Source organism: Brevundimonas vesicularis (assembly GCF_044807075.1).
In the GTDB taxonomy this organism is placed as follows: domain Bacteria; phylum Pseudomonadota; class Alphaproteobacteria; order Caulobacterales; family Caulobacteraceae; genus Brevundimonas; species Brevundimonas vesicularis_G.
On record NZ_CP085234.1, the window covers coordinates 1,788,131 to 1,814,739 of the forward strand.

Consider the following 26,609-nt stretch of genomic DNA (forward strand, 5'->3'; position numbering starts at 1 on the left):
TCCCGCCCATCGCGGTGCGAGGGCGGGAAGCGCGGTTCAGTTCGTCCGGCGGATCAGTTCGTCCGCCAGCGCCGGCGTCAGATAGCCGTCGGCGATCCGGTTGTTGGCGATCTGCCAGCGACGCAGGGCCGCGCGGGTGTTGGAGCCGATCACCCCATCGACGCCCTGGGTGTCGTAACCCAGCTGCGTCAGGGCGCGCTGCGCCCCAATCCGCTGATCGCGCGTCATCGGCGGATCGTTGGGCCAGGCCTTCGTCAGCCCCGGCTTGCCCATGATTCCGTCGGCCGTCAGGCCGATGGCCAGGGCGTAGGACACCGAGTTGTTGTAGCGGCGGATCACATAGTGGTTCGGCAGGGCCAGGAAGGCCGGACCGTTCGCGCCCTGCGGCAGCAGGATGGTCGCTTCTTCCAGCGCCTCGGCGCCGTTCGGGGTGCCGCCTTGCGCCAGGCGCACGCCCTTGGCCGCCCAATAGGCCCAGTTGTGCTTCGGGCCTTCCGCCTCGGCATAGTCGAAGCCGGAGGGCAGGGTGACTTCATAGCCCCAGCCCTGACCGCGCTTCCACCCGGCCTGGGCCAGCAGGTTGGCGGCGGACGCCAGGGCGTCGGCGTCGTCGCGCCAGATGTCGACCTTGCCGTCGCCGTCCTGATCCACGCCCAGGCGCAGATAGTTGTCGGGCATGAACTGGGTCTGGCCCATGGCCCCGGCCCAGCTGCCCTTCAGGCCCGCGCGCTCGCGCCGGCCGTCCACGACGATGTCCAGCGCGTCCTTCAGCTGCCCCTCGGCCCAATCGCGCCTGCGACCGTCATAGGCCAGGGTCGCCAGCGAGCGGATCACGTCATAGTCGCCCTGCACCTGACCGAATGCGCTCTCCTGGGCCCACACGCCGACCAGGATTTCGCTCGGCACGCCGAATCGTTGAACCACCGACCACGGCACCCGGTCGATGCGCTGTTTGGCCTGGGCGATTCGCACCGGGGTCACCGCATTCTGAACATAGGCGCCGGCGGGTTTGGAGAATTCGGGCTGGTTGCGATCCAGGCGGATCACCGTCGGATCGGGCGTCAGCCCCTCCAGTTCCCGGGCGTAGTCCGCGCGGCGGGCGCCGCCCTTACGCGCCAGGAAGCCCTGCTTCCAGCCCTCGAAACCCTGCTGGTCATAGGCGGCCAACGGCGGGGTCTGGGGGGCGGGGGCCGGCGTCGTGATCGGCGCGCCCGCCTGGGGCTGAGGCTGGGGCGTCGGCAGGTTTACCTGCGGCTCGGGCAGCATGGGCGCGCAGGCCGAGACGCAGCCGATCAGGAGGAGGCGGTAGGAAAAGCGCATGAGATTCAAACTAGAGCCCCCGGGGTCAGATACGAAATGACATCCGCGCGAACGGTCATTTCGACGCCCTAAAGCGCGCGCGGCGCGAATGCGTTGCCTCGCTGTTCCCCGGTCGGGTGTAAGGTAGGCCGTTAACCACCTTTGTATTGGACGCCTTATGCGTGTGTGTCGTAATGACGCACCAGCTCTGACGGCCTGATGGCGGAGCGGCGACGCGGCGGGCGTGCAACCCCGTAAACCCTCCGTTCGACTCGGAGGTCAGGCCTCCATATTTTTTGTCGTGCTATCGCGCTTTGCGCTACTTGAGCACGTAAGGGGAAACAACTCGCAGAGCAGACGGGGACTGGGTTTTCTGCGGTTTCGGGCTTTGGCGGCTTGACCTTCCGAACCCCTCTCTCTATACGACCGCCTCCGCCGCGATCCGACCGGGTCAGCGGCTTTCTTATTGGTTTCTTTCAGGACGTCCGACCATGAAGGTCCGTAGCTCGCTCAAGTCGCTGAAGACCCGCCACCGCGACTGCAAGGTCGTGCGTCGCAAGGGCGTCGTCTTCGTCATCAACAAGACCGACCCGCGCTTCAAGGCGAAGCAGGGCTAAGCAGCGTTCGCTGCGCGCCGCTTCGGCGGCGTGCGCACGCTGGGTCGCGCTCAAGCCGCCCGAAGGGCGATGGCGCGCTTGAAAGATGACGATCCACAGGCTGCGGATTTCTGTCCGCGGCCTTTTTCGTGTTCGCGGTTGTCGCGCGCCTGTCCGCAGGGTTAGCGTCCGCGCCTGATTTCTGGAGTATTCCCCATGGCTGACGACGCCTCGTTCGACGGTGGTTCAGACGTTCTCACCGCCACGGCGCAGGGCCGCCTTCGCACCATCATCGAGCGCCTTGAGCGTCTTGAAGAGGATAAGCAGGCCGTCATGACCGACATGAAGGAGGTCTTCGCCGAGGCCAAGGGCGAGGGCTACGACGTCAAGATCCTGCGCAAGGTCATCCGCATCAGAAAGCAGGACAAGGCTAAGCGTCAGGAAGAAGACGCCATCCTGGACCTCTATCTGTCGGCGCTCGGCGAGATCTGAGGCTGACCCGGCTTGAAGCGCACCCCCTTCAAGCCAGGAGGCGGGCTGTCGCGATCAGGCGGCATCAAGCGCGATGGCGCATCCAGTCTGCGCTCAAGCAGCCCAAAGGGCGGTAGCGCTGCAAGAAAGTCCCCGCCCAGCCCCTTCGAGATGCAGCGCGAGGCGGCTAAACGCGCTGCGTTGAATGCTTTGAAACGCGCTCGCCGCGCGGCAGACAAGGCGGGCGTTTCGCTGTCCGAATGGGAGGGCGAGTTCATCGATTCGGTCAGCGAGCGCGTGAAGACCCACGGCCGCGCCTTCGCCGACCCCGAAAAGGGCGCGCCGGGTCAGGCTCTCTCAGCCATGCAGGGCCGCAAGCTGAAAGAGATCACCGCCAAGGCCAATGGCGAAGAGCCGAAACGGCGGTGGGGTCGAAAGAAGGGTGGCCCTCACTGATCGTCATCCTCGGGCTTGACCCGAGGATCGGACTGTCCGCAACTCAGCGTTGATGAGTGAGCGCCGACCTTTCATCGCCGCCTATATCGAGGCCAGTCGTCCGCACGGTGTCCTCTATATCGGCATGACCTCAAATCTGTACGAACGCGGCTACCAGCACCGGACTGGGGCATTTGAAGGCTTCGCCAGTCGCTACGGTTGCGGGATGCTGGTCTGGTACGAGCAATTTGAGTTGGTCACTAGCGCGATCCGGCGAGAGAAAGCATTGAAGCGCTGGAATCGCGTCTGGAAGCTGGAACTGATCGAAAGGACGAACCCTGAGTGGGTCGATCTGTACCCCAGTCTGTGCGGCTGGGCGCCCGATCCTCGGGTCAAGCCCGAGGATGACGGCGAGGGGAGTGTGGCGGCGTTCCTGAAGCGGCTGGAATCAGGCTCCTAATCTTCACCCCGCTTCCTTCAACTGCCCTTCCAGGCCCTGTTCGCGCACCTTGCGATACAGGGTCGAACGGCCGATGCCGAGGCGGCGCGCGATCTCGCTCATATGACCGGCATAGACCTCGATGGCGTGCTGGATCAGGTCGCGTTCGATGTCTTCCAGCGTGCGCAGATGACCGCGCTCGTCCAGGATGCGGATCGGCTGATCGATCTGCGCGGCGGCGTCGGTCTGGGCGCCGGCGGCTGTGGCGGCCTGCAGGGGCTGGGCGTCGGGCATGGGCGCGGCGACGCCCGAAATCGCGGGGAAATCGTGCGGCTGAAGGAAGGGCGCATCGGCCAAGACGATGGCGCGGAACACTGCATTTTCCAGCTGTCGCACGTTGCCGGGCCAATCGAACCCTTGCAGAAGAGCCAGGGTTTCGGGCGCGCATCCGGCGATCCGCTTGCCCTCCTCGGCGTTGAACCGGGCGATGAAGTGATCGACTAGGGGCGCGATGTCCTCGCGCCGGTCACGCAGGGACGGGGCCTCGATCGGGAAGACGTTCAGGCGATAGAACAGGTCCTCGCGGAAGGCGCCGTCCTTGACCTGCTGGGCCGGGTCGCGATTGGTCGCCGAGACGATGCGCACGTCGATCTTCACCGGGCGTTTGCCGCCCACGGGATCGATCTCGCCTTCTTGCAGCGCGCGCAGCAGCTTGACCTGCATGTCCAGCGGCAGTTCGCCGATCTCGTCCAGGAACAGGGTGCCGCCGTCCGCCTCGCGGAACTTGCCAAGGGTCTTGTCCACGGCGCCGGTGAAGGCGCCCTTCTCGTGTCCAAACAGGATGGATTCGATCAGATTGGCGGGCAGGGCGCCGCAGTTTACGGCGACGAAGGGTTTGCCGGCTCGGTCGCTGGCGCCGTGCAGGGCGCGGGCGATGACCTCCTTGCCGACGCCGCTCTCACCGGTGATCAGGACGGGAATCGAGGATTTGGCGGCCCGGGCGCCCAACGCCTTGACCATGCGCATCGGCGGGCTGTCGCCCACGATATCGTCGAAGCTGGTGCGGCCCTGGACGCGCTTGGTCAGGCGCCCCACCTCGGCGGTCAGGCGCTTCATCTGCATGGCGTTGCGCACGCCGACCAGCAGGCGTTCCGGGCCCACCGGTTTGACGAAGAAGTCCTGGGCCCCGGCCTGCATGGCCTTGACCACCATGTCGATGCCGCCGTTGGCCGTCAGGACGATCACCGGCTCATTGATCCCGGCGCTACGCAGTTCGGCCAGGCATTCCAGCCCCGACATCTCGGGCATCACCATGTCCAGCAGGATCAGGTCGGCCCCGCCGCCGCGCGTCATCCGGTCGATGGCCTCGCCGCCGCTGGCGGCGTGGACCACGGCGTTGCCGTCCCGTTCCAGCACGGCCTGGATCAGCCGGCGCTGGGTCGGATCGTCGTCAACGACCAGGATGGTCTTGGCCATGAAAATCCCTTGTCCTGTCGCCCAACCCGTCACGGATGGATCGTTTCGGGACGATTCCTAGGGCGGCGAGGTGAAAATCGGGTGACACGGCGTGGTGAGCGTCCCGTTAACGCGGCTCTGTCGCATCGCATCGCACCTCGGGGCTGGCGCGCAATCTCTGGCCGTCGACGACCAGGTCGGGCAGGGCCGCCGGCGCCGTCGCGACGCCCTTCGACAGGCCTTCGTTCATCCGCTCAGCGCTGCGCCCGCAGGTGAAGCCGTATCGACCCGTCACGCGCCACTGGCCCTGGGCGTCCTGATCGAAGGCGACGATTTCGCGCGTCGTGGCGACCAGCAGATCGGATCGTCCATCGCCGTTCAGGTCGGTCGATCGCACGACGCAGGGGGCTTCCGCATTGCAACTGAACAGCACGTCGACCTGCGCGTCCAACTGATCGACGAAGCTGGCGGGGACGGATTGGCCACCGACGGCCTTCAGGCGGATGGCGGCCTTGCGCGCTTGTCGCCCCTGCGCGGTATCGCCGGATGGCCACGGGCGGGCCTGGGCGGCGCGGGCGTTTCGCGCGATGCGTGGATCGGTTGAGGCGGCCAGACGACGGAGCGCCGTATCACCGGCCTTGCCGCTCTCGAAGCGCAGGAAGTCATAGTCGAAGGTGTCAACGGACACCGCCCCACGCTGCAAGCGGGCGACCTGATCCTGCACCGAGAGGCGGGCGGGATCGGCCAACGGGCTGAACAGCGCTAGGATGACGAGAACCGACAGGACCGCCGCAACGACATTGGTCCGCTCCAGCGGCTTCATCCAGCCGCCCGGTTTCACGGCTGCCAGCAGATAGCCCGCGCCATAGACCGCGCCGATCAGGGTGCAGGCGGCGGCGATGATCCGATCGGGCGTCAGGCCGTGCTGGCCGATCCGCAAGCCTAGGCCCCAGGCGGCCAGAACGATCAGCGGCGCGATCAGGACCGACGCCGCCCGTACGCCGTATCGCAGGACGATCGGCGGCAGATTGTCGGCGCGCCCATCCTGATAGGCTGTGTTGATCAGCACGATCAGGGCGGCGGCGGCCGACAACACCAGGGCCGTCGCGCTGCGCGTCTCCCACAGGCCGTCCAATCCGGTGAAGGGCAGGGCGAGAAGGAAGCCGCCGACCAATACCGTGATCACCAGCAGCAGCCAGGACAGCAGCATCAGGGCCACGGTCCGCACGCCCCGGATCAGGCCGTCGCGCACATCGGTCAGTTGGACGGCGGTGGCGAAGACCAGGGCCGTGACCGGAATGGCGAACCACGCCTCGCTCAGCAGGTGCTGCAGAAAGGCGAGGCCGATCATCTTGAACAAGGCCGCGCCCAGATGCAGCAGGATCCAGAAGCCTCCAGTGAAGCCCAGCGACAGGGCCAGTTGAACACCCGCCTTCCAGGCGATGTCGAAATAGTCGGGATAGTCGACGACCCAGCGTCGTTCGCGGATCGCGGGCACAATCAGGTGGTGGGCGATGAATAGGGCCGCCGCAGAGAAGGCCAGCACGGGGAAACTCAGGAAGGGCGGCTGCTCATGCGGCTTCAGCACTTGGCGGGCGACATCGTGGGCGCCCAGCAGAGCCAGCACGCCGGCAGCCGCCGCCGCCCACAGGATCAGGGCCAGCGGCTTGATCCGACCCACGCCGGCGAGAACGACCACCGGCACATAGCCGGCCGCCAAGGCCAGGGCGCCGAACACCACCGGCTGGCTTTCGGGCCAGACGCGGCTGTCGGCCGCCAGATACAGCAGATAGAGCGCCAGCCCTTGAACCAGACCCGTCGCCAGGCGAATCGCAAACAGGGCCGAGGCCCCGCCAAGGCCCGTCCGGCCGGTGTCATGCTGCAGGGTTTCGGTCATTCACGCGTCTCCGAAAGGCAGGATTGCACGGGCCGCGACGCCGAGAAAGCGTAAGGGGCGGTTGCGGCCGTCGGCTCGCATCCCCAGAACAGGGGCATGAACGCTCCCTTCAAGACGCCCAACACCGAAGCTCCGCTATGGGACCTTACCGACCTCTATGCGTCGCGCGACGACGCCAAGGTGGCTGCCGATCTGGAAAAGGCGCGGGGTCTGGTCGAGGCGCTGAACGGGCTGAAGGGGCGACTGGCGCTCGATCAGGACGCCCAGGCGCTGGGTGAGACGATGGACCGCGCGATCCAGCTTTACGAGCAGGCGTCCGACGTCCTGGGCGCGCTGGGCGCCTATGCCTTCCTGTCGGCCTCGACCGCGCGCGACGATGCGACGGCGCAAGGCTTCGAGGCCGATGTGCGTGAGAAGATCACCGCCATCGCCACGCCGACCGTCTGGCTGACGCTGGAAATCAATCAGATCGACGATGCGGCGCTAGAGGCCGCCTTGACCGCCCATGCGGGCGCCGCGCGCTGGCGGCCGTGGCTGCGCCGAGTGCGGGCGATGAAGCCGCACGAACTGTCGGCTGAACTGGAAACCTTCATCGCCGAGCGCGGACCGATCACGGCCCAATGGCCACGCCTGTTCGATGAACAGCTGGCCGCCCTGCGTGCGAAGGCGGGCCACGAGGAACTGACGCTGGCCGAAGCGCTGAACCGCCTGTCGGACGCAAAGCCCGCGCGCCGCAAGGCCGCCGCAGAGGGGCTGTCCGAAGCCCTGGCAGCCCGCGCCCCGACCCTGGCTCTGGTGCTGAACACCGTCGCCGCCGACAAGGCGATGGAGGATCGCTGGCGCGGTTTCAAACGTCCCGCCGACAGCCGTCATCTGGGCAACGAGGTGGATGGCGAGGCGGTGGACGCGATGGCCGAGGCGGTCGCCGCCGCCTATCCGCGCCTGTCGCACCGCTATTATGCACTGAAGGCCAAGGCGATGGGCAAGGCGCGCTTGGACCACTGGGACCGCAACGCGCCTATCGAAACGACCGCTCCGCGCGCCTTCACCTGGACCCAGGGGCGCGAGATCGTGCTGGACAGTTTCTCGGACCTGGGCGGCGATTTCGCCGACCGGGCCGGCGGCTTCTTCGATAAGCCGTGGATCGACGGCCGGGCGCGGCCGGGCAAACAGTCGGGCGCCTATGCCCACCCCGTCACCGCCGACCGCCATCCCTATGTCTTCCTGAACTGGATGGGCGAGCGGCGCGATGTGCTGACCCTGGCGCATGAGCTGGGACACGGCGTCCACCAGACCCTTGCGGCCGATCAGGGCACGCTTCTGGCCGACACGCCCCTGACCCTGGCCGAGACGGCGTCGATCTTCGCCGAGGGGCTGACGTTTGATCGTCTGCTGGCGACCGCGCCCAAATCGGAGCAGCGCGGCCTGCTCGCCGGTCGGATCGAGGATGGTCTGAACACTGTCGTGCGCCAGATCGCCTTCCACCGGTTCGAGACCCGCTTCCACGACGAGCGCCTGCAGGGCGAGGTCTCGCAACAGCGGATCAACCAACTGTGGCTTGGGGAAATGGGCGCCTCGCTGGGGCCGTCGGTCAAGCTGAACCCGGGCTATGAACACTGGTGGGCCTACGTCAGCCACTTCGTCCATTCTCCTTTCTATGTTTACGCCTACGCGTTCGGCGATCTGCTGGTGGCGGCGCTGATGGAGGCGCGTCGCAACGATCCGGCCGGGTTCACGCCGCTTTATCGCGAGCTTTTGGCCGGCGGCGGATCGCGAACCTACGTCGAGGCGTTGAAGCCGTTCGGTCTGGACCCGCGCGACCCGGCCTTCTGGAGCGTCGGCTGTCAGAGGCTGGAGCGGCTGGTCGATCAGTTCGAGGCGCTGGCCTGAGCAAGGCATGACTGCGGGCTTGAGCGGGGCGGTCGCCTCGGTGTAAGTCCGCGATAACGACGAGGGGATTCCACGAATGGCCGACCTGCACGACACCGCCAACGCACCTGCCGACGCCGATGCGCAGGCCTATCTGCACGGTCATATGGAGGTGCGCGAACAGATCGCGACCTACCGCCTGTTCCTGAACCTGGCCAAGTGGGGCAGCCTAGCCATCGCGGTGCTGCTGCTGTTCCTGACGTTGTGGTTCCACCCGGGCGGCAGTTTCATGGCCGCCGTCATCGGTGCGGTCGTTCTGGGCGGCGTCGGCTTCGTGGCCCTGAAGTCCAAGCCCGGCGCCGCGCACTGAGCCTTGCATCGGATCGCACTCGGGCGGTTTGAAATCACGCGCCCTCGCCAAGCTTTGGCATAACCGTGCTTTGACGGCTTGCGCCGGAACGGCCTAACCTTCGTTCAACGAAAAGAACGAGGGGATTCGCTTGGCCGTCGCTATCGCCGTCACCCGTGAACGTCGCGAAGGCGAGACGCGCTGCGCCGTCACGCCCGAGACGGTCAAGAAGCTGATCGCCCTGGGGGCGACCGTCACGGTCGAGGCCGGGACCGGTCTTGGCTCCTCCATTCCCGACGCCGATTACGCCGCTGCGGGTGCGACGGTGAAGCCGGACACCCGCGCCGTGCTGGACGGCGCCGACATCGTGCTGAAGGTGCGCGGCCCCACGGCTCAAGAAGCCAGCGCGCTCAAGCCCGGCGCCATCGTCATCGCCATGCTGGACGCTTATCGCGACAAGGCGACCGTCGACGCCCTGGCCGGGGCGAACGCCACCGCCTTCGCCATGGAGTTCGTGCCCCGCATCACCCGCGCCCAGGTCATGGACGTTCTGTCGTCCCAGGCGAATCTGGCCGGATACCGCGCGGTGATCGAGGCGGCCTACGCCTATGGCAAGGGCTTCCCGATGATGATGACGGCGGCCGGCACCGTCGCCGCGGCAAAGGTCTTCATCATGGGCGTGGGAGTCGCCGGGCTTCAGGCCATAGCCACCGCGCGTCGCCTTGGCGCCGTCGTCACCGCCACCGACGTCCGCCCCGCGACGAAGGAACAGGTCGAAAGCCTGGGCGCCAAATTCCTGGCCGTCGAGGACGAGGAGTTCAAGAACGCCCAGACCGCCGGCGGCTACGCCAAGCCCATGTCGGCCGAATACCAGGCCAAACAGGCTGAGCTGACCGCCAGCCACGTGGTCAAGCAGGACGTGGTCATCACCACGGCCCTGATTCCCGGCCGCGCCGCCCCGGTGCTGCTGACCGCCGCCCATGTCGCCTCGATGAAGCCCGGCTCGGTCATCATCGATCTGGCGGTCGAGGCGGGCGGCAATGTCGAGGGCTCCAAGCTGAATGAGGTCGTGACCACCGCGAACGGCGTCACCATCGTCGGCTGGTCGAACCTGCCCGGCCGCATCGCCGCCGACGCCAGCGCCCTCTACGCGCGGAATCTGACCGCCTTCGTCGGCCTGTTGATCAAGGACGGCGGTCTGGCGGTCGATGTCGAAGACGAGATCCTGAAGGCGGCGGTGGTCACCAATGCCGGCGCCGTGGTGCATGAAGGTCTGAAGGGAACACACTGATGGAACACGTCGATCCCACCGTCTTCCGCCTGGCCATCTTCGTGCTGGCGATCTTCGTCGGCTATTACGTCGTCTGGAGTGTGACGCCGGCGCTGCACACGCCCCTAATGGCCGTGACCAACGCCATTTCCAGCGTCATCATCGTCGGCGGCCTGATCGCGGCGGCGGCCGTGTCCGGCGACGCGAGCGGCCCCAGCGCCTGGATCGCCAAGGGCGCGGGCGTGGTCGCCGTCACCCTGGCCAGCGTCAACATCTTCGGCGGCTTCATGGTCACCCGACGGATGCTGGCCATGTACAAGAAGAAGGAGCGACCCGCTGCCAAGGCCGCTCCGGAGGCGTCTTCGTGACGGACGCCGCGCAGATCGCCATCACCGGATCCTGGGTCGCGACCGGCATCGGTTTCGGCCTGTGGCTGTACGGCTGGTTCGGGACGAAAATCCCGATCAAGCGCCAGCGGTTGCACGACTGCGGCATCGCCCTGGTCTTTTCGGCCATTCTGGTTCGCGTGGTGACGCAGGACCGGCCTCTGGGCGTTTTCGAATGGGCCCTGTTCTTCATCGGCCCGCTGTTCATCGCCGCCGCCCTGTGGCGGCTGGCCCGCACGTCTTGAGGGGAGGGGCGTGATGAACGCATCTTTGGCCGCACTGGCCTATCTGGTTTCGGGCGTCCTGTTCATCCTGTCACTGCGGGGGCTGTCCAGCCCGGAGACCAGCCGTCAGGGCAATACCTTCGGCATGATCGGCATGGCCCTGGCCATTGGCGTGACCCTGCTGACGCTGGGCGCGACGGGGGCGCTGGATACCGTGACCCTGGCCCTGATCGCGGGCGGCGTCATCGTCGGGGGCGGAGCGGGCGCCCTGATCGCCAAGCGGGTCGCCATGACCGACATGCCGCAGTTGGTCGCCGCCTTCCACAGCCTGGTCGGCATGGCCGCCTGTCTGGTCGCCATCGGCGCCATCTATGCGCCCGAGGCCTTCGGAATTCTGTCCGACGACGGAAACGGCATCAAGACGCTGTCGATCATCGAACTCAGCCTCGGCGTCGCCATCGGGGCCATCACCTTCACCGGCTCGGTCATCGCCTTCGCCAAGCTGAATGGCAACATGAGCGGGGCGCCGATCATCCTGCCGGCGCGGCATCTGATCAACGTCGGCTTGGCGCTGGGGCTGGTCTTCCTGATCGGCATCCTGATCGGAACGAACGGCGCGGCGACCTGGGCCTTCTGGGGCGTCTTCCTGATCGCCCTGGTCTTGGGCGCGACCCTGATCATCCCCATCGGCGGCGCCGATATGCCGGTCGTGGTGTCGATGCTGAACTCCTATTCCGGCTGGGCGGCGGCGGCGCTGGGCTTCACGTTGGAGAACATCGCCCTGATCATCACCGGGGCATTGGTCGGATCGTCGGGCGCGATCCTCAGCTACATCATGTGCAAGGGCATGAATCGCAGCTTCGTCAGCGTCATCCTGGGCGGCTTCGGCGGCGGCGATGCGGCGGCGGGGCCGGGCGGCGCCAAGGAGACGCGCCCGGTCAAACAGGGCTCGGCCGAGGACGCCGCCTTCATCATGAAGAATGCGTCCAAGGTCATCATCGTGCCCGGCTACGGCATGGCGGTGGCCCAGGCCCAGCACGCCCTGCGTGAAATGGCCGACAAGCTGAAGGAAGAAGGGGTCGAGGTGAAATACGCCATCCACCCCGTCGCCGGCCGCATGCCGGGCCATATGAACGTCCTGCTGGCCGAGGCCAATGTCCCCTACGACGAGGTGTTCGAGCTAGAGGACATCAACGCCGAGTTCGCCACCGCCGACGTCGCCTTCGTCATCGGCGCCAATGACGTGACCAACCCCGCCGCCAAGACCGATCCAACCAGCGCCATCTACGGCATGCCAATCCTGGACGTGGAAAAGGCCGGCACGGTGCTGTTCATCAAGCGCGGCATGGGCTCGGGCTATGCCGGGGTGGAGAATGAACTCTTCTTCCGCGACAACACCATGATGCTGTTCGCCGACGCCAAGAAGATGGTCGAAGGGATCGTGAAGGGGCTTTAAGTCATGGCCAGCACGCCCAAGACCGGTCCCACAGACGCCTCGGTCGACGACTTCTTGTCTGCGATCGACGATCCACGCCGACGGTCTGATGCTCATGCCGTTTCCGCAATGATGGCTCAGATCACGGGTGAACCGGCCGTGCTCTGGGGATCGTCCATCGTCGGGTTCGGCAACGACGGCGGCCCCAAGGGCGGCTGGCCGCTGATCAGCTTCTCGCCGCGAAAAGCCAATCTGGTGCTTTATGTCGCTGGGGATTTCCCTGAACGAGCCCAGCTGATCGCCCGCTTGGGCAAGGTAAAGACCGGCGTCGGGTGCCTCTATATTTCGCGCCTCGAGGATGTCGATCAGGCGATTCTACGGGACCTTTGCGGTCGCGCTGTTCGCGCGGCCAAAGCCGGCTCGGGCTGAAGTCTCTCCAGACCCCTATCGCGCAACCTTGACCGGCGCTATCACGCGTCCGTGAACACGCTGTCCGGACTTCTTCCTGCTGCCCATCGCCGCTTCGAGGCTCTCGATTCCCTGAGGGGTGTGTGCGCCATCCTTGTCGTGATGTTTCACATGCCGGTCGCAAGTCATTGGCGCGACTGGGGTTTCATTCAGCATTCCTATTTGTTCGTCGACTATTTCTTCGTCCTGTCGGGCTTCGTCATCGCCCATGCCTATGCGAGCCGATTGGAGTCGGGACGGGACGCCGGACGGTTCATGGTGCGGCGCTTCGGGCGGATCTGGCCGCTGCATCTGCTGATACTGGCGGCCTTCATCGGGCTGGAGCTGGCGCGGCTTGTCTTCCATTTCGACAGCGCGCCGCCTTTCACGCGGGATCGGTCGATCGAGGCGATCTTCACCAATCTGGCGCTGATCCAGGCCTGGCATGTGCATCCCTATCTGACCTGGAACGGGCCGTCGTGGACGCTCAGCGCCGAATGGGCCTGCTATCTGATCTTCGCGGGGTTGGTGCTGATTGCGCCCAAACGGTTCCGCTGGATCGGGCTGGTGCTGGCGATTGTCGGCGGCGTCCTGGTGCTCAGCTACGCCCGGCGCTGGATGAACACGACCTATGACTTCGCCGTGCCGCGCGCGGTCTATGGCTTCTTCCTGGGCTGCCTGCTGCAGGGGCTCTGGACCCGCATTCCGCGCCTCAAGGGCAGCCCCGCAACGGTGTTGGAGATCGCGGCCATCGTCGCGGCCTGTGTCTTCATCGGCTATGCTCAGGGGCCGATCACCGTGGCCGTCACGCTGATCTTCGTGGCGCTGATCTGGGTCTTCGCCGGCGAGGAGGGGGCGCTGTCACGCGTGCTGGATCACCCGGCTCTGGTCACCTTGGGGCGGTGGTCGTTCGCCATCTACATGGTCCACATGTTTATCCTGACCGTGATGATGATCGTGGCCAGGAAGCTGGACCTCGTACCGGTTCGTCGCATCGACTTCGGCTCTGTCTGGCTGAACGACCTGTTCGCCATCTGCATGTTCGGCTTCATCGTCGCGGTCGCCGTCGTCGCGCACCGACTGGTCGAGCAGCCGGCCCAGCGCATGATCGATCGCTGGACCAAGCCGAAGGCGGCCTGAGGTCAGGCGGCCATCCGCCACTCGGGGGCCATGTCGCCGGCGCGGCCTTCGTCCCACAGCATGTCCTCGTCCGAATAGCGGCTGCTGGCGGCGGCCGAGATGACGTCGACCACCTGTTCCTCCAGCCGATCCCAGATCACGGCGAGGTCGGACGACCCGTCGGCCTCGCACGGCACGATGATATAGCGGCTGGCGTTGACGGCCGAATGAGCGAGCGAAGGGGTGGGTTGGAAACGCGCCATCTGATGATCTCCTGAAGCGGGGGCCTCTTGTCGATGATGTCTTTATGAAGCAGTGTTGCGTCAGAAACGGACGTAGGAATCGGCGGAGAGCGTTGAGACACGACAAGGCGGCGATGGTGATCGATCTGGCGCGCCGCATGGCCGCCAGCGCAGAAGGGCTGAGCCTGGACGAGATCGCGCGCGACATGCGCGTCGGCCGTCGCACCGCCGAGCGGATGCGCGACGCCGTGCTGATGCTGTTCCCGCAGGTGGACGAGGTCTCCGATCCGCCGTCCAAACGCTGGCGCATCCGGGGCGGCCTGTCGGCCTTCGAACAGGCCCCGACGGCGACCGAAATGCTGGAACTGTCCAAGGCCGCGACCGCCCTGCGCGCTGCCGGCGAACCGGCGCGCGCCACGGCGCTGGAGGGGCTGGAGCGCAAGCTGAAGGCGGCGATGCGTTCGACCACGCTGAATCGGATGGCGCCGGATCTGGAGGCCCTGGTCCGGGCCGAGACCATTGCGGTCCAGGCCGGGCCGCGACCCTCCGCCGACGAGGCCATGCTGACCGCTATCCGCGCGGCGGTGCTGGCGCAGCAGCCCTTGGGCTTCACCTATTCCCGTCCGGGCGCCGAGCCGCGGCGGCGCAGCGTGGCGCCGTGCGGCGTCATGTTCGGCCGGGCCAACTATCTGGTCGCCGCCGACCGCGAGACCGGCCGCATCCAGACCTTCCGCCTGGACCGGATGAGCCACGTCGCCCCGCAAGAGGGGGTGGCCGTGCCGCCCGCCGATTTCGACCTCGGTGTCTTCGCCAGCCAGTCCTTCGGCATCTATCAGGACGAGATCGAGGACGTCGTGCTGCGCATCGCGCCCGAGGGCGCGGCCGAGGCCAAGGGCTGGCGCTGGCACCCGACCCAGTCGTTCGAGGATCAGCCGGACGGCGGCGTGATCGTGCGGTTCCGCGCCTCGGGCATGCGCGAGCTGGCCTGGCATCTGTTCACCTGGGGCGAGCAAGTGCAGATCCTGGCGCCACAGCGACTGAAGGCCGTGATGGCCGACGAACTGGCGGCGGCGGGGCGCGCCTTGGAACGGGCCTCAGCCTGACGAAACCGTAAGCTGACGCGGCGCGTTGACGACCGCTAGGCTTTGCGCCTAGCGCCCTTCAGGAGATCGCCCTTGCGCGTCCACGCCTTCGCCTCGTCCGCCGTTTTGGCTCTCGCCCTTATGAGCGGAGCCTGCGCCGCCGGGCCCATGTCGGCGCCGGCGACCCTTCAGGAGGAAGGCGGACCCCAGGTGACGGTGACCCGTGACGGCAATCACCTGAACATCGATTATCGCTTCGGGCGCGCGGTGCCGGTCTGGGCCTTCCAGGATTCGGCGCTGGAACAGGATTCGCGCCAGCCCTGGCGGCCGCGCCAATGGACGGTCGAGACGCCCGGCGTCGTCATGGAGCGACGCGGCCATTATGACATCATCCGCAGCATGGACGGCGGTCCCGTGCCGCGCGAGGTCCGCTTCCGCGTTCGACCGCAGGCGGTGGATCTTGAGGCCGAATATCCGACCCTGCTGTTCTCCAATGGCGCGGTGGCCCTGCCGACGCGACAACTGGACGTCTTCGCTCTGCCGTCGGCCCAGGCGGCCGAGCAGGTGCCGGACGACCTGAACCGGATCCGGCTGGATGGCGGTCCCTCGCGCGTGACGTGGCGGGACGAGAATGGACCCGTCCTTTTCAACGGGCGCCGCCGCGATGAACTGACCACGACGGACGAGCGCAGCTATGTCCTGCTGGGCGAGGCGACTGTGACGCCGGGCGACGGCCTGTCGACCGTCATGGACCCCAATCTGCCGCCGTGGATCGGCGAGGAGATCCGCGGCTTTGCGCCGCGTGTCGGTCATTACTATCGCGACCGCCTCGGCGCGCCGGGCTCCGGCGGTGATACGCCCATCGTCATGGTGGCCTGGAACGGGCCGACCGAAAGCATGACGAGCATGGGCGGCAGCGTCCTGCCGGGCCTGATCGTCATGTCGTTCGAGGGGCGCGGAGTGACCTCGCCCCAGCCGGAAATCGTGGAGCGTTCGCGCTGGTTCATCGGCCATGAGGGGGCGCATTTCTGGCTGGGACAGACGGTGCGATACGCCTTCGCCGACGAGGCCTGGATCACCGAGGGCGGGGCCGACCTGATGGCCGTGCGCGCCCTGAAGGCCCTCGATGCAAACTATGACGACCGGGCCGAGCTTCAGTCCGAGGTGGACGACTGCGTCAGCCTGGCGCGCAAGCCGGTCGCCCAGGCCGGCGGCCGGGGCGAACACCGCGCCTACTACGCCTGCGGGGCCGTCTTCGCCCTGGCGGCAGAGGGTGCGCAACGCCAGAGGACCGGCGGCGACTGGTTCGACTTCCTCAGACCTCTGTTGCGCCAGCCGGACAGCGTGCTCAGCCGCGAGGAATGGCTGACTGCTCTGACCCGGACGTCCCGCGACCCGTCGCTGCGCGGCGATGTCGAGCGGCTGCTGGACCAGGGTGCGCCCGATCCGTCCGCCGTCATCGCGCGCCTGTTCCAGCGCACAGGCGTGGCCTTCCGAATGATCGACGGCCGGGTGGTTTTGAACTGAATCCGATCACAGTCGCTGGCGCTGGTCATCGGATTGAACCCGAACCTTGGCCGTGGCGTTGTGGCGGGATGAAAACAGCCTTGATCCCGATGGCGGGTGCGATCGCCCTTCTGGCCGCCTGCGGCGATCACGAGGTCAATCCGCCGAATGAACCGGCGGCGCCTCTGCGGACGCCCGAAGCCATGCAACCGGTCGAACCGCCTGGACCGTCGTCTCTGGCTGGACGTGGGCCGCGCAGCTTCGTGGGGGTGTGGGCGGCGAACCCGCAATGGTGCGCCCGGCCCCAGGGCGAACGCAGCCCGATCACCCTGACGCCGCTGCGCTTCGACGCCTATGGCCGCAACTGCGACATCGCCAGCATCGACGAGACGGGTTCCGGCTATGTCGCGGTTCTGCGATGCGCGGGGCGGGCTCAGACCGCGAGGGTGCATATGAGCACGAGCGGCGACGTGATGAACGTGACCTATGTCGATCAGGACATGAAGACAGTGAAACTGGCGCGTTGTCCGGCGTCGCCGCGCGCGCCCGAATCCGCCAACCCGCTGGCGAAGATGATGAAGAAGGACGGGGCCGAAACCCCGCCTGCCGCGCCGCCTAGTTGAACAGGAAGTTCATCACGTCGCCGTCCTTGACGACATAGGACTTGCCTTCAGCGCGCAGCTTGCCGGCCTCGCGAGCTTTCGCTTCGCCGCGCAGGGCTACGAAGTCGTCGAAGGCGATGGTCTCGGCGCGAATGAAGCCCTTTTCGAAGTCGGTGTGGATCACGCCGGCCGCCTGGGGCGCGGTGTCGCCGACATTGATGGTCCAGGCGCGGGCTTCCTTGGGCCCGACCGTGAAATAGGTCTGCAGGCCCAGCAGCTTATAGGCCTCGCGGATCAGACGGTTCAGGCCGGGCTCTTCCAGACCCAGGGTCTCCAGGAACTCCTTCTGTTCCTCGTCGTCCAGCACGGCGATCTCGGACTCGATCTGGGCCGAGATGACGACCGAGTTGGCGTTGTCCTGGGCGGCCCGGGCCGCGACCTTGTCGGACAGGTCGTTGCCCTTGTCGGCCGAGCCTTCCTCGACGTTCGAGACATAAAGCGCGGGAAGCGCCGTCAACAGTTGCAGCATGTGCCAGGCCTTGATGTCCTCCTTGGACACCTCGGCGGTGCGGGCGGGCTTGCCGGCGTTCAGCTGGGCCAGGGCCAGATCGACCAGCTTCAGCGTCAGGGCCGACTCCTTGTCGCCGCCCTTAGCGCGCTTCTCCAGCTGCGGCCGCCGGCGCTCCAGGCTTTCCATGTCGGCAAGCATCAGTTCGGTCTCGATGATCTCCAGATCGGCGATCGGATCGATGCGGTCCTCGACGTGGGTGATGTCGTCATCGACGAAGCAGCGCGCGACGAAGGCCACGGCGTCGCAGTCGCGGATGTTGGCCAGGAACTGGTTGCCCAGGCCTTCGCCCTTGGACGCGCCACGCACCAGACCGGCGACGTCGACGAAGGTGATGCGGGCCGGGATGATCTCTTTCGAACCGGCGATCTCGGCCAGGGCGTTCAGACGCGCCTCGGGCACCGCCACGTCGCCGGTGTTCGGCTCGATGGTGCAGAACGGATAGTTGGCCGCCTGGGCCGCCGCCGTCTTGGTCAGGGCGTTGAACAGGGTGGACTTGCCGACGTTGGGCAGGCCGACGATCGCGACTTTAAGAGCCATGGTATTCCTCGTGAGGCGCGAGCCTTTAGCGGGTTCAGAACCGTTTGTCAGGCTCGCGCTTCAACTGAGGTTAGTGGGCTCCGTGATCCATGCCTTCCATGGCCGGTTGGCGAACCTGCGCCTGAACCGTGATCGCCGGCGCCGACGCGAACTGGAACGTCAGCGGCACGGTCTCGCCGGCGACCAGAGGCGCGGTCAGGCCGATGAGCATCAGGTGATTGCCGCCCGGCGCCAGGGCCACAGCCTGACCGGCGGGCAGGGGCAGGCCCGCCGTCAGCTCGGCCATCTTCATCATGCCGTTCTCGGTCTTCATCTCGTGAACCTGTAGCGATGCGGCGCGCGGCGTCGATCCGCCCGCCAGCCTGTCGTCGGTCGCGGCGGTCAGGGTGACGTAGCAGCCGCCGGCCTTGGCCCCGTTCGGCGACGGGCGGCACCAGGCGTCGGTCGCGGTCACGGCGGCGGTCGCTGTCGGCGTGTCAGCGGCGGGCGCCTTGGCCGGCTCGGACGGATTGCAGGCCGCCAGCGACAGGGCGGCGGCGGCAAGGGCGAGTTTGATCTTCATGGCGTCAAGTCTTTCACAAGGCGGCGGAACGGCGCCGAATCATCGGACGTAGGGCTCGGTCGAGCAATACGGCCGCGATCAGGCTCAGTCCCGTCAGGGGATAGAGGATGGCGAGGGGCAGGACGATGCCGAGGACGGCGGCGCGCGCTCGCGGTCCTGGCGGAACAGGCGGCGCGCCCAGGCGTCGGCGCGACAGATTGGGCGGGCGGCGCTTCCACCACATGACCAGGCCGCTGATCGCCAACAGCCACACGCCGATGCAGCCCAGCAGCATGACGATGCGGTTCGCCTGTCCAAACTGCGTGCCCTGGTGCGTATAGATGCCGAACTCGATGGCCTTGGCGCCGGCGCCGAACTGTTCATAGCCGATGTCGCCCAGCAGCCGCGCGGAGGCCGCATCGACATAGAGCGACCGGCTGTCCTGAACCCGTGTCGCCTGGGTCGTCAGCGTATAGGCGGTGTCATCGGCCCTGGGGATGTTCACCGTATAGGGGCGCGCCAGGCTGGCCTGATCCGCCACTCTCAGAACCTGCGCCAGGCCGCCATGGCCGGCATGGTCGTGGGTCATCACCATGCCTTCCATGGTCCAGCCGGCCCCGACCGGCGCATCGTGGTGCTGCGCCCTTTGCCAGGCGCCGGCCACGGGTGCGGGCGGCCGCCCCAGCCCCGTCTCCTTGACCGCCCCCATGACCTTTTCGCCCCAGACCGCCGACCACGGCATGCCGGTTACGGCCAGAATCAGCACGACCCCGCCGACATAGAAACCCGTCAGCGCATGCAGGTCGCGCCAGAACGGTCGTCGGCGGCCGTCGGTCGTCTGCGGTGCAAAGGTCGCCACGCCCCGCCCGCGCGGCCACCACAGATAAAGCCCCGTGGCGAACAGGATGATCGTCCAGCCGGCGACGACCTCGACCAGGATGTTGAACGGCCGCCCCAGCAGGGTCAGGCTGTGCGTCTTCTTGACCAGCTCCATGAATCCGCCGGCCGGAATGACGCCGGTGGCCCGGCCGGTGTGCGGATCGACGAAGACCGTCTTCTGCACGCCGTCGGGTCGATCGACCCTGATCCGGATCGCCTGATCGTCACGCGCAGGCATGACCAGATTGGCGACCCGACCGCCGCCTGCGGCCTGGGCGGCCGAAGCCACCCACGCATCTGGCGCCGCTTGAGCCTGAACCGCCGGCACGCGGATCATGTCGCGATACAAAAACCCGTCGATCTCGTCCTTGAACAGATAGAGACCCCCAGTCAGGGCCAGCAGCATCAGCACCGGCATGACGAAGACGCCGGCATAGAAGTGCCAGCGCCAGATCGCGCGATAGGCGTCGGACATTGAGGCGTCGCCGGACTCAGAACGCATAACGCAACCCCACATAGGCCGAACGTCCTTCGCCGGGCACAAAGACGGCAGTCGCGACCTTAGTGGCGTCTGTCACGGCGTTGACGGTTGAAATATAGCGCTCGTCGGTCAGGTTGCGCGCATCCAAGAATAGGGAAACTCCACCGCGCAAGTTCCAGCCCGCATTGAACGACAGAATGGCGTAGTCAGGCGCTGTCAGCGGCGTTCCATCTGTGGCGCTGCGCGTGTTGGCGTAATCGATCAGCACGTCCGTTGGCGACCATTCGACGCTGGGCGCCACGAACCAGCCCGCCGGATGGGCATATTTCAACTCGGCCCGGTAGAGATGCTCCGGCACGACCGGCAGACGATTGTCTCCATAGACACGGTCGTTCTCGAAGAAGAAATTTGACCAGGCGTAGGTCTGGCGCAGCGTCAGGCGACCATCGGCGCTGTCGATAATCCGCCAGTCCAGCCCCGCTTCGATGCCCTGATGGACGGTATCGTCAGCATTGAAGGTCGCGGCGGGAATGTTCAGGGCCGAATTGACGCTGTAGTTCAGCAGTTCGCCCTCGATTTTGGCGCGATAGGCCGAGACATCGTAGGTGAATGGACCGCGACGGCCGCGGGCGCCTACCTCGGCCGTCCAGGCGTCCTGGATATCGACAGGCACGAATTGCGGCACGGCGCCCTGTACCAAAGCACCATAGCTGGGCGCCTCTACTGAACGCGTCAGGTTGGCGTAGATCTGGGCGCCGGTTTCGTCTTCCCACAACAGGCCGATACGAGGCGCGAACCAATCAAAGGTGGTGTCGGCATTGTTGGCGGGCGCCAGATTGTTCGTGTAGTCGCGCTCGGCGCGGCCGTAACTGCCGCCCGCGACCAGAGCTAGGCGGTCGGTGACGAACAGGCGGCCTTCAGCGAACGCGTCGATACCAGTCGCTTCCTGAACAGAACCGCCGATTTTTGCGCCTGGGCGCGCACCGCCCGCCGCTACGAAGGTGAAGGCGTCCGTCGTGCCGCCGCGATAGCTGACCCCCACATAGGCATCGGCCCGCATGCCGCCCAGACGACCGTTCCAGTCCAGCCGGCCATAGCCGCCCCACTGCTGGCTGTTCTGATCGATGACGATGGAAATGGGGTGATAATGATCCTTGTCCACTACATAGACGGCCCCTTCGAACGACAGGCTGTCATCCACGCGCCAGCGACCCAGAAGGGTGCTTCTCAAGGATTTCACGTCGCGCGCAAAGGCCAGCACGTTATTGTTCGCCGGTACGGCGGTCGGGTTGGTGAGGGCCTGCTGACGGGTGACGGCGGAAGACACCGACTGGTCCAGATCATTGCCCTGAACGATCAGCCGCAACTCACGACCTTCGCCGAACGACCGCCCCAGATTGAGCGTCAGGCGTTTTGAATCTGAGCTTTGATTGTCCCGGAACCCGTCCGAACTGGCCACGGTGGCGGCCGCGTACAGGTCCCAGTCGCCCCAGTCGCGCGCCAGGGCGACATGGCCGCGCAGGGTATCGAACGATCCGCTCTCAACCCCGATCAGGTTCCGGCTCGCGGCCGTACGCCCGGTCGGCGTCACGACATTGATCGCACCGCCCAGGGCGGCGCCGCCGAAGCGCAAGGCGTTGCCGCCCTTGAACACATCGATGTGGCGCGCGATCAGGGGATCGATCTCTTGAAACTCGCCAAAACCGTCTGATGCATTGAAGGGCACGCCGTCCTGGGCCAGCAGCACGCCGCGCAGGTGCGCGCCGTTGCCGATGCCCGAGCCGCGAATCGACAACCGCACCTCCTCGCCCCAGCGGCGTTGTGCGAAGACGCCTGGCACGCTGCGAAGCGTATCGGCGAAGGTCAGGGCGTAGCGGTCCTGATAGGTTTCGGAGGCGACGACCGCAACGGCGCCGGGCGTGCGAGACAACAGGGCGCGGGCTTCTGCAACAACGGCGGGATCCTCGGCGTTGCGGCGGCCGGTGACGATGACGCTGTCCAGCAAAGTCGGTTCGGGCGTCTGCTGGGCCAGGACGGGGCTCGTCCAACCGGCGTTGGAGAGGGCGGCGAGCAGCAGCGCGCAGGGCGCTGCGGTGGTCTTGAAGAACATGGATTGAACCTGAAATCAGAACGAGACGGCGCGCGGGCGCTGGGGCCGGCGCGCGGGCTTGGGGTCTGGTTCAGGCGTGGGTTGGGGCGGTGGACGGCGGGCGCGGCGGCGCGCGCGCGGGCGGCGGCGGGCTGACGCTGGCGGCGACATAGACAACGCGCTCGACGGTGCGGACCACCGGCGCCGGTTCGGGTGCAGGCGGGCAGGGCAGGGCGGCGGCCAACGGCATGACGCAGGCGGCGCATTTGGCCCCGACGTGCTTGTTGACCGGGCCGTCCATGCCGCCGGACTGGATCGTCTGGGGGCCTTCCGCCGAACAGATGACCAGCGGATGACCCGGCTGCACCGCCGCGAGAGCCGCGAACGGCAGCAGGGTTCCGAGCACGAGCGCGAACACCGCCGCCAGGAAGGCGAGCGATTGCGAGATCGACCAATTGTCGGCCTGGGTGCGGGTCACGTCTGGCCTCTACGGCGTTTTGCGACGGCGCGATAGGCGGCGGTTTGTTCTAAAGCTCGCCGCGCGCGGCCTGGCGCGGGCTGAACTTGGGCGCGGGGGCCAGGCGCATAACCTCGCCCTGATACCGTTCGTCGTCGCCGGCGATCGCGAAAGGCAGGGCGTCAGCACAGGCCTGAAGCATGGCGTCCAGCCAGGGCTGTTCCGCCTTGTGGAAGTCGCCCAGGACGTGGGGCATGACCAGTTCCTTTTCGCCCGGATGGCCGATGCCCATGCGCGCGCGTCGGAAGTCGGCGCCCAAGTGGCTGATCAGGGAGCGGACGCCGTTCTGTCCCGCCGCGCCGCCGCCAGTCTTCATGCGGAATCGTCCGGGCGCCAGGTCGATCTCGTCGTGGAAGACGATGATCTCAGAGGGCTTGATCTTGTAGAAGCGCGACGCCTCTCCGACGGCCCGGCCGCTTTCGTTCATATAGGTCTGGGGCTTCATCAGCAGGACCTTGGTCCCCTCGACCAGACCCTCGCTGACGATCGACTGGAACTTGGCGCGCTCAGGCCCGAACCGCCACCGGCGCGCGATCTCGTCGGCGGCCATGAAGCCGATGTTGTGCCGGTTCTTTTCGTATTTCCCGCCCGGATTGCCGAGCCCCGCGATGATGATCATGGCGTCCTCTTGCCGTTTGCGTCAGGCAAAGAAAAGCCCCGCACGGCGAACCGGGCGGGGCGTGATCTTGTCGAAGCGACTAAGGATCAGTCTTCGGTCTTCTCGGCCGGAGCGGCCTCGGCGTCAGCGGCTTCGTCGGCGGCGGCCGACAGGGCAGCCGAGGACACCTTGATGGTGGCGATCACAAAATCACGGTCGGTGATGGTGGCTTCCGCGCCCTTGGGCAGGGTGATGTCCGAGATGCGGATGGTGTCGCCCATCTGCGACTTGGCCAGGTCGACGACCAGCTCTTCCGGAATCTGGTCGGCGCGAACCAGGATTTCGACGGCGTGGCGGACGACTTCCAGCGAACCGCCCTGGCGAGCGAAGGGCGCTTCGTCGGCGTTGAGGAAGTGCACCGGCACTTCGATCTTGACCGGGGCCTTCTCATCGACGCGCATCAGGTCGAAGTGCAGGGGGCGGTCCGAAACGGGGTCGAACTGCACGTCCTTGGCGATGACCGGCTGGGTCTCGTCGCCGTACTTCAGGGTCACCAAGTGGCCCAGCAGCTTGCCGGTGTAGAGCGACTTGCGGAAGTCCTTCTCGTTCACTGAAATGGCGACGGGGGCCTTGTCGCCGCCGTAAAGGACGCCCGGCACGAAACCGGCGCGACGCGCAGCGCGAGCGCCGCCGGTGCCGACGCCATCGCGGACGTCCACGTTCAGAATGATCTCGGCCATGTGGCTCGCCTCAACAACAACGGAAACGCCGCGCCAACCCGGGGCTCTCGCGGCGGGGGTGATGAACCCTCGAATTCAAGAGCGCGGGCTATTACACGCATCATGCCCAAGGCGCAACCGTCAAAGGTTCCGCTTTGAGACCCGGCTCAGGCCGCCTTGGCGCAATCCGTCAGCAGGGAGGCCGGCGAAGCCACGATGCTAAGCAGTTCGGCGGCGTTGAAGGGTTTTGCAAGGTGGTGGTCGGCTCCCGCCGCCCGTCCGGCGGCGACATGCTCGGGCATGGCGTTGGCCGTCAGCATGACGATCGGCGTGCGATCCATGCCCATCGCCGTCTCGTGCAGGCGAATCTCCTGCGTCGCCGTCAGGCCGTCCATGATCGGCATCTGCATGTCCATCAGCACCAGGTCGAACGCCGCGCTGCGGAAGGCCTCAAGCGCCTGGACGCCATCTTCCGCGATGACGATCTGCGCCGCGGTCTGGGCGAGAATGAGCTCGATGACGCGACGATTGGTCGGATGGTCGTCCGCCACCAAGACTCGCACCGGCCGCTCCTGAGCGGCGACGGCGTGTTGTCGCCCCGACTGTTCCTTCATCACAGGGGCTTGGGCCGGTTTCAACGGCAGCGTCAGGATAAAAGCCGCCCCCGAGCCGGGCTCACTCTCGCAGTCGAGATCGCCGCCCATCATTTCCGCGAGTTGGCGGCAAATGGACAGACCCAGGCCAGACCCGCCGAACCTGCGTGTGATCCCGCCATCCGCCTGTTCGAATCGGCTGAACAGACGCGCGCGCGTCGCCTCGTCGAAACCAATGCCGCTGTCCTCGACGGTGAAGCGCAGAACCGGCGATCCGTCCCGATCCACACCGCTCTGCACGACCAGGCCGACAAAGCCCTTGCTGGTGAACTTCACCGCATTCGAGATCAGATTGGTCAGAATCTGCTTCAGGCGGACCGCGTCGCCCAAAATCCAGACGTCGTCTTCCAGATCGATGTCGACGTGGAAGTCGAGGTGCTTCTCACGCGCATTCTCGGCATACAGTTGCGCCGCCTCGCGCACGGCCGTCGCCAGTTCGAAGGCGTCTTCGGTCAACTCCAGCTTGCCCGATTCCACGCGGGCCAGATCCAGAATATCGCTGAGCAGAGTCTGCAACGTCTTTCCCGACGCCTGCATCAAATCCAGCATCTCCCGCTGTTCCTCCGTCAGATCGGTCTTGGCGAGGGCTTGGGACAGGCCGATCACGCCGTTCAGCGGCGTTCGAATCTCATGGCTCATATTGGCCAGGAACTGGCTCTTGGCGACATTGGCCGCCTCGGCCGCGTCTCGGGCCTCGGCCAGAGCCTGGGCGTCCCGCTTCAGATCGGTGATGTCGTTGCAGACGGTGACTGTGCCGCCTTCGGAGGTGCGGCGATCCTGAACCCGCAGCCATCGCCCGCCGGCGATCTGCTGTTCGCTGTTTGAAGACAACTGGCGGCGCGCCTGCATCCGCTCATTCAGCCAGTCTTCCTCGCGTCCCTTCGCTTCCTGGTAAAGCCCTTCGTCAATGCCGATCCGCAGGGCTTCCCGGAATGGCAGACCGACGGTCAAGTGCGGTTCAAGCTCGGGATTGACCTCGGCGTAGCGCGCATTCCACAGCACCAGTCGGTCCTGAGCGTCGTAGAAGCCCAGACCGTCCGGCATGGCGTCCACCGCCTCGCGAATCCGACGCAGCGCTGCGGCCCGAGAGATATAGGCCATGGTGACGAGGACGGCGGCGGCGCAGCATACCATCAGCATGATCGCCGCCAGCAAGCCGCGCATCGACTCGCTGGACAAACCTCGATCGAAGGGAATTGACGGGTCAGGCGTCAGGGTGATGGCCGCCATGCCGATGAAATGAAGAACGATGACGGTCGCAGACAGGCCCGCGGTCGTCGCCAAGAGGCGCACGAGACCGCCTCGGCGATAGAAGAAGGCCGTCGTGCAACCGATCATCAACGACGCGATGATCGACATGAGAACAAGGATGGGATCCCAGCTGATTTGAGCGGGAGCCCTAATGGCGGCCATGCTCAGGTAATGCATGGCGCCGATCCCCGTGACCGCGACGACAGCCGACAGAACCCGCCACATGCGGCCCTTGCCCATTACGGTGGAGCCGATCGTCAGGCCAATCATGGCCAGTGCGATTGCGAAGGAGGCGACGGTGAGAAGCGGATTGTAGCGGACGGGCACACCGGCCACGACGCCCTGCATGGCGACGAAGTGGGTCACCCAGATTGTCAGGGCCCCGATGATGACGGCTAGAAGAACCCTGCGGCTACGTTGCTTGGGATCGCGCCGCCCAATCTGTTGCATGACGTGCGTCGATACACCGAGGCCGACCATGCAGATCAGCCCCGCGAACAGCGTTGTTCGCCAGTCATGATCGTACACGATGCATTGGATAATGCGGTCCACAATGCCTCCCTTGGCGCTACGATGAACCAGAATCCTAAAGAAACTGTGCGGCGAAGCTTATGGGCGCCGCAGGCTGTCGGTACGCCGTCACAGAATCC

General features: G+C 66.3%; 27 protein-coding genes. 15 read left to right on the forward strand and 12 right to left on the reverse strand.

Annotated elements, in window-relative coordinates; all coding sequences use genetic code 11:
* Positions 1-36: 36 nt before the first annotated feature.
* Positions 37-1,320, reverse strand: coding sequence for a lytic murein transglycosylase (locus tag LG306_RS08905; RefSeq protein WP_404413788.1), 1,284 nt, complete (start codon positions 1,318-1,320; stop codon positions 37-39).
* A gap of 470 nt (positions 1,321-1,790) precedes the next feature.
* On the opposite strand from LG306_RS08905, the gene ykgO reads away from it, so the two are divergent.
* The 4 genes from ykgO (at position 1,791) to LG306_RS08925 (ending at position 3,261) form a co-directional block, all read left to right on the forward strand.
* Positions 1,791-1,916 carry a type B 50S ribosomal protein L36 gene (ykgO, locus tag LG306_RS08910; protein ID WP_008263184.1) on the forward strand — a complete coding sequence of 42 codons (126 nt, stop codon included), beginning with the start codon at positions 1,791-1,793 and terminating at the stop codon, positions 1,914-1,916.
* Between the two features lie 195 nt (positions 1,917-2,111).
* On the forward strand, positions 2,112-2,387 hold the full coding sequence (locus LG306_RS08915) for a DUF2312 domain-containing protein (RefSeq protein ID WP_017505946.1): 276 nt from the start codon (positions 2,112-2,114) through the stop codon (positions 2,385-2,387).
* Positions 2,388-2,537: 150 nt separating this feature from the next.
* Positions 2,538-2,822: a hypothetical protein gene (locus tag LG306_RS08920; protein WP_404419682.1), complete on the forward strand. Its 285-nt coding sequence runs from the start codon at positions 2,538-2,540 to the stop codon at positions 2,820-2,822.
* Between the two features lie 52 nt (positions 2,823-2,874).
* Positions 2,875-3,261 carry a GIY-YIG nuclease family protein gene (locus LG306_RS08925; protein ID WP_404413790.1) on the forward strand — a complete coding sequence of 129 codons (387 nt, stop codon included), beginning with the start codon at positions 2,875-2,877 and terminating at the stop codon, positions 3,259-3,261.
* A gap of 3 nt (positions 3,262-3,264) precedes the next feature.
* Here the strand turns inward: LG306_RS08925 and LG306_RS08930 are convergent, their stop codons facing one another.
* Positions 3,265-4,716 carry a sigma-54-dependent transcriptional regulator gene (locus tag LG306_RS08930; protein ID WP_404413792.1) on the reverse strand — a complete coding sequence of 484 codons (1,452 nt, stop codon included), beginning with the start codon at positions 4,714-4,716 and terminating at the stop codon, positions 3,265-3,267.
* A gap of 106 nt (positions 4,717-4,822) precedes the next feature.
* Entirely contained in the window at positions 4,823-6,592 is a 1,770-nt protein-coding gene (locus LG306_RS08935; protein WP_404413793.1) for a DUF4153 domain-containing protein, read from the reverse strand.
* A gap of 96 nt (positions 6,593-6,688) precedes the next feature.
* On the opposite strand from LG306_RS08935, the gene LG306_RS08940 reads away from it, so the two are divergent.
* From LG306_RS08940 to LG306_RS08975, 8 genes are all read left to right on the forward strand, one after another.
* A complete protein-coding gene (locus LG306_RS08940; protein ID WP_404413795.1) occupies positions 6,689-8,482 on the forward strand; it encodes a M3 family oligoendopeptidase in 1,794 nt (597 codons plus the stop codon).
* A gap of 76 nt (positions 8,483-8,558) precedes the next feature.
* Positions 8,559-8,831 carry an aa3-type cytochrome c oxidase subunit IV gene (locus LG306_RS08945; protein ID WP_295169388.1) on the forward strand — a complete coding sequence of 91 codons (273 nt, stop codon included), beginning with the start codon at positions 8,559-8,561 and terminating at the stop codon, positions 8,829-8,831.
* A 130-nt stretch (positions 8,832-8,961) separates the two neighbouring features.
* Positions 8,962-10,101, forward strand: a complete 1,140-nt coding sequence (locus LG306_RS08950) for a Re/Si-specific NAD(P)(+) transhydrogenase subunit alpha (RefSeq protein ID WP_404413797.1) — start codon at positions 8,962-8,964, stop codon at positions 10,099-10,101.
* Positions 10,101-10,448, forward strand: coding sequence for an NAD(P) transhydrogenase subunit alpha (locus LG306_RS08955; protein ID WP_404413798.1), 348 nt, complete (start codon positions 10,101-10,103; stop codon positions 10,446-10,448). The genes LG306_RS08950 and LG306_RS08955 overlap by 1 nt, the downstream gene beginning before the upstream one ends.
* A complete protein-coding gene (locus LG306_RS08960) occupies positions 10,445-10,711 on the forward strand; it encodes a hypothetical protein (RefSeq protein ID WP_205681400.1) in 267 nt (88 codons plus the stop codon). The genes LG306_RS08955 and LG306_RS08960 overlap by 4 nt, the downstream gene beginning before the upstream one ends.
* A 13-nt stretch (positions 10,712-10,724) precedes the next feature.
* On the forward strand, positions 10,725-12,146 hold the full coding sequence (locus tag LG306_RS08965) for an NAD(P)(+) transhydrogenase (Re/Si-specific) subunit beta (protein WP_404413800.1): 1,422 nt from the start codon (positions 10,725-10,727) through the stop codon (positions 12,144-12,146).
* A 3-nt stretch (positions 12,147-12,149) separates the two neighbouring features.
* Entirely contained in the window at positions 12,150-12,554 is a 405-nt protein-coding gene (locus LG306_RS08970) for a DUF1801 domain-containing protein (RefSeq protein WP_404413801.1), read from the forward strand.
* 150 nt (positions 12,555-12,704) lie between these two features.
* Positions 12,705-13,712, forward strand: coding sequence for an acyltransferase family protein (locus tag LG306_RS08975; RefSeq protein WP_404413803.1), 1,008 nt, complete (start codon positions 12,705-12,707; stop codon positions 13,710-13,712).
* Positions 13,713-13,714: 2 nt separating this feature from the next.
* Here the strand turns inward: LG306_RS08975 and LG306_RS08980 are convergent, their stop codons facing one another.
* Entirely contained in the window at positions 13,715-13,954 is a 240-nt protein-coding gene (locus LG306_RS08980) for a hypothetical protein (protein WP_404413805.1), read from the reverse strand.
* Positions 13,955-14,046: 92 nt separating this feature from the next.
* On the opposite strand from LG306_RS08980, the gene LG306_RS08985 reads away from it, so the two are divergent.
* The 3 genes from LG306_RS08985 to LG306_RS08995 all read left to right on the forward strand — a co-directional run bounded on the left by LG306_RS08985 (position 14,047) and on the right by LG306_RS08995 (position 17,144).
* The gene (locus LG306_RS08985; protein ID WP_404413807.1) at positions 14,047-15,036 is read left to right on the forward strand and encodes a helix-turn-helix transcriptional regulator; all 990 of its coding nucleotides are present in this window, start codon (positions 14,047-14,049) and stop codon (positions 15,034-15,036) included.
* A gap of 72 nt (positions 15,037-15,108) precedes the next feature.
* The gene (locus tag LG306_RS08990) at positions 15,109-16,542 is read left to right on the forward strand and encodes a hypothetical protein (RefSeq protein WP_404413809.1); all 1,434 of its coding nucleotides are present in this window, start codon (positions 15,109-15,111) and stop codon (positions 16,540-16,542) included.
* A gap of 68 nt (positions 16,543-16,610) precedes the next feature.
* Complete coding sequence (locus LG306_RS08995) at positions 16,611-17,144, forward strand: hypothetical protein (RefSeq protein WP_404413810.1); 534 nt, start codon at positions 16,611-16,613, stop codon at positions 17,142-17,144.
* On the opposite strand, the gene ychF is transcribed toward LG306_RS08995, so the two are convergent.
* The 8 genes from ychF to LG306_RS09035 all read right to left on the reverse strand — a co-directional run bounded on the left by ychF (position 17,137) and on the right by LG306_RS09035 (position 26,511).
* Entirely contained in the window at positions 17,137-18,231 is a 1,095-nt protein-coding gene (gene ychF / locus LG306_RS09000; protein WP_112861596.1) for a redox-regulated ATPase YchF, read from the reverse strand. The genes LG306_RS08995 and ychF overlap by 8 nt on opposite strands.
* A gap of 70 nt (positions 18,232-18,301) precedes the next feature.
* Positions 18,302-18,793, reverse strand: coding sequence for a copper chaperone PCu(A)C (locus LG306_RS09005; protein WP_404413812.1), 492 nt, complete (start codon positions 18,791-18,793; stop codon positions 18,302-18,304).
* Positions 18,794-18,806: 13 nt separating this feature from the next.
* Complete coding sequence (locus LG306_RS09010) at positions 18,807-20,126, reverse strand: PepSY-associated TM helix domain-containing protein (protein WP_404413814.1); 1,320 nt, start codon at positions 20,124-20,126, stop codon at positions 18,807-18,809.
* A 16-nt stretch (positions 20,127-20,142) separates the two neighbouring features.
* Positions 20,143-22,242 (reverse strand): TonB-dependent receptor family protein, encoded by a 2,100-nt coding sequence (locus LG306_RS09015; RefSeq protein ID WP_404413816.1) that lies wholly within the window; start codon positions 22,240-22,242, stop codon positions 20,143-20,145.
* 70 nt (positions 22,243-22,312) lie between these two features.
* Positions 22,313-22,699, reverse strand: a complete 387-nt coding sequence (locus LG306_RS09020; protein WP_404413817.1) for a hypothetical protein — start codon at positions 22,697-22,699, stop codon at positions 22,313-22,315.
* 49 nt (positions 22,700-22,748) lie between these two features.
* Positions 22,749-23,357 carry an aminoacyl-tRNA hydrolase gene (gene pth / locus LG306_RS09025; protein WP_017505969.1) on the reverse strand — a complete coding sequence of 203 codons (609 nt, stop codon included), beginning with the start codon at positions 23,355-23,357 and terminating at the stop codon, positions 22,749-22,751.
* Positions 23,358-23,443: 86 nt separating this feature from the next.
* Entirely contained in the window at positions 23,444-24,076 is a 633-nt protein-coding gene (locus LG306_RS09030) for a 50S ribosomal protein L25/general stress protein Ctc (protein WP_404413820.1), read from the reverse strand.
* A 146-nt stretch (positions 24,077-24,222) separates the two neighbouring features.
* Complete coding sequence (locus LG306_RS09035; RefSeq protein ID WP_404413822.1) at positions 24,223-26,511, reverse strand: ATP-binding protein; 2,289 nt, start codon at positions 26,509-26,511, stop codon at positions 24,223-24,225.
* Positions 26,512-26,609: the final 98 nt, after the last annotated feature.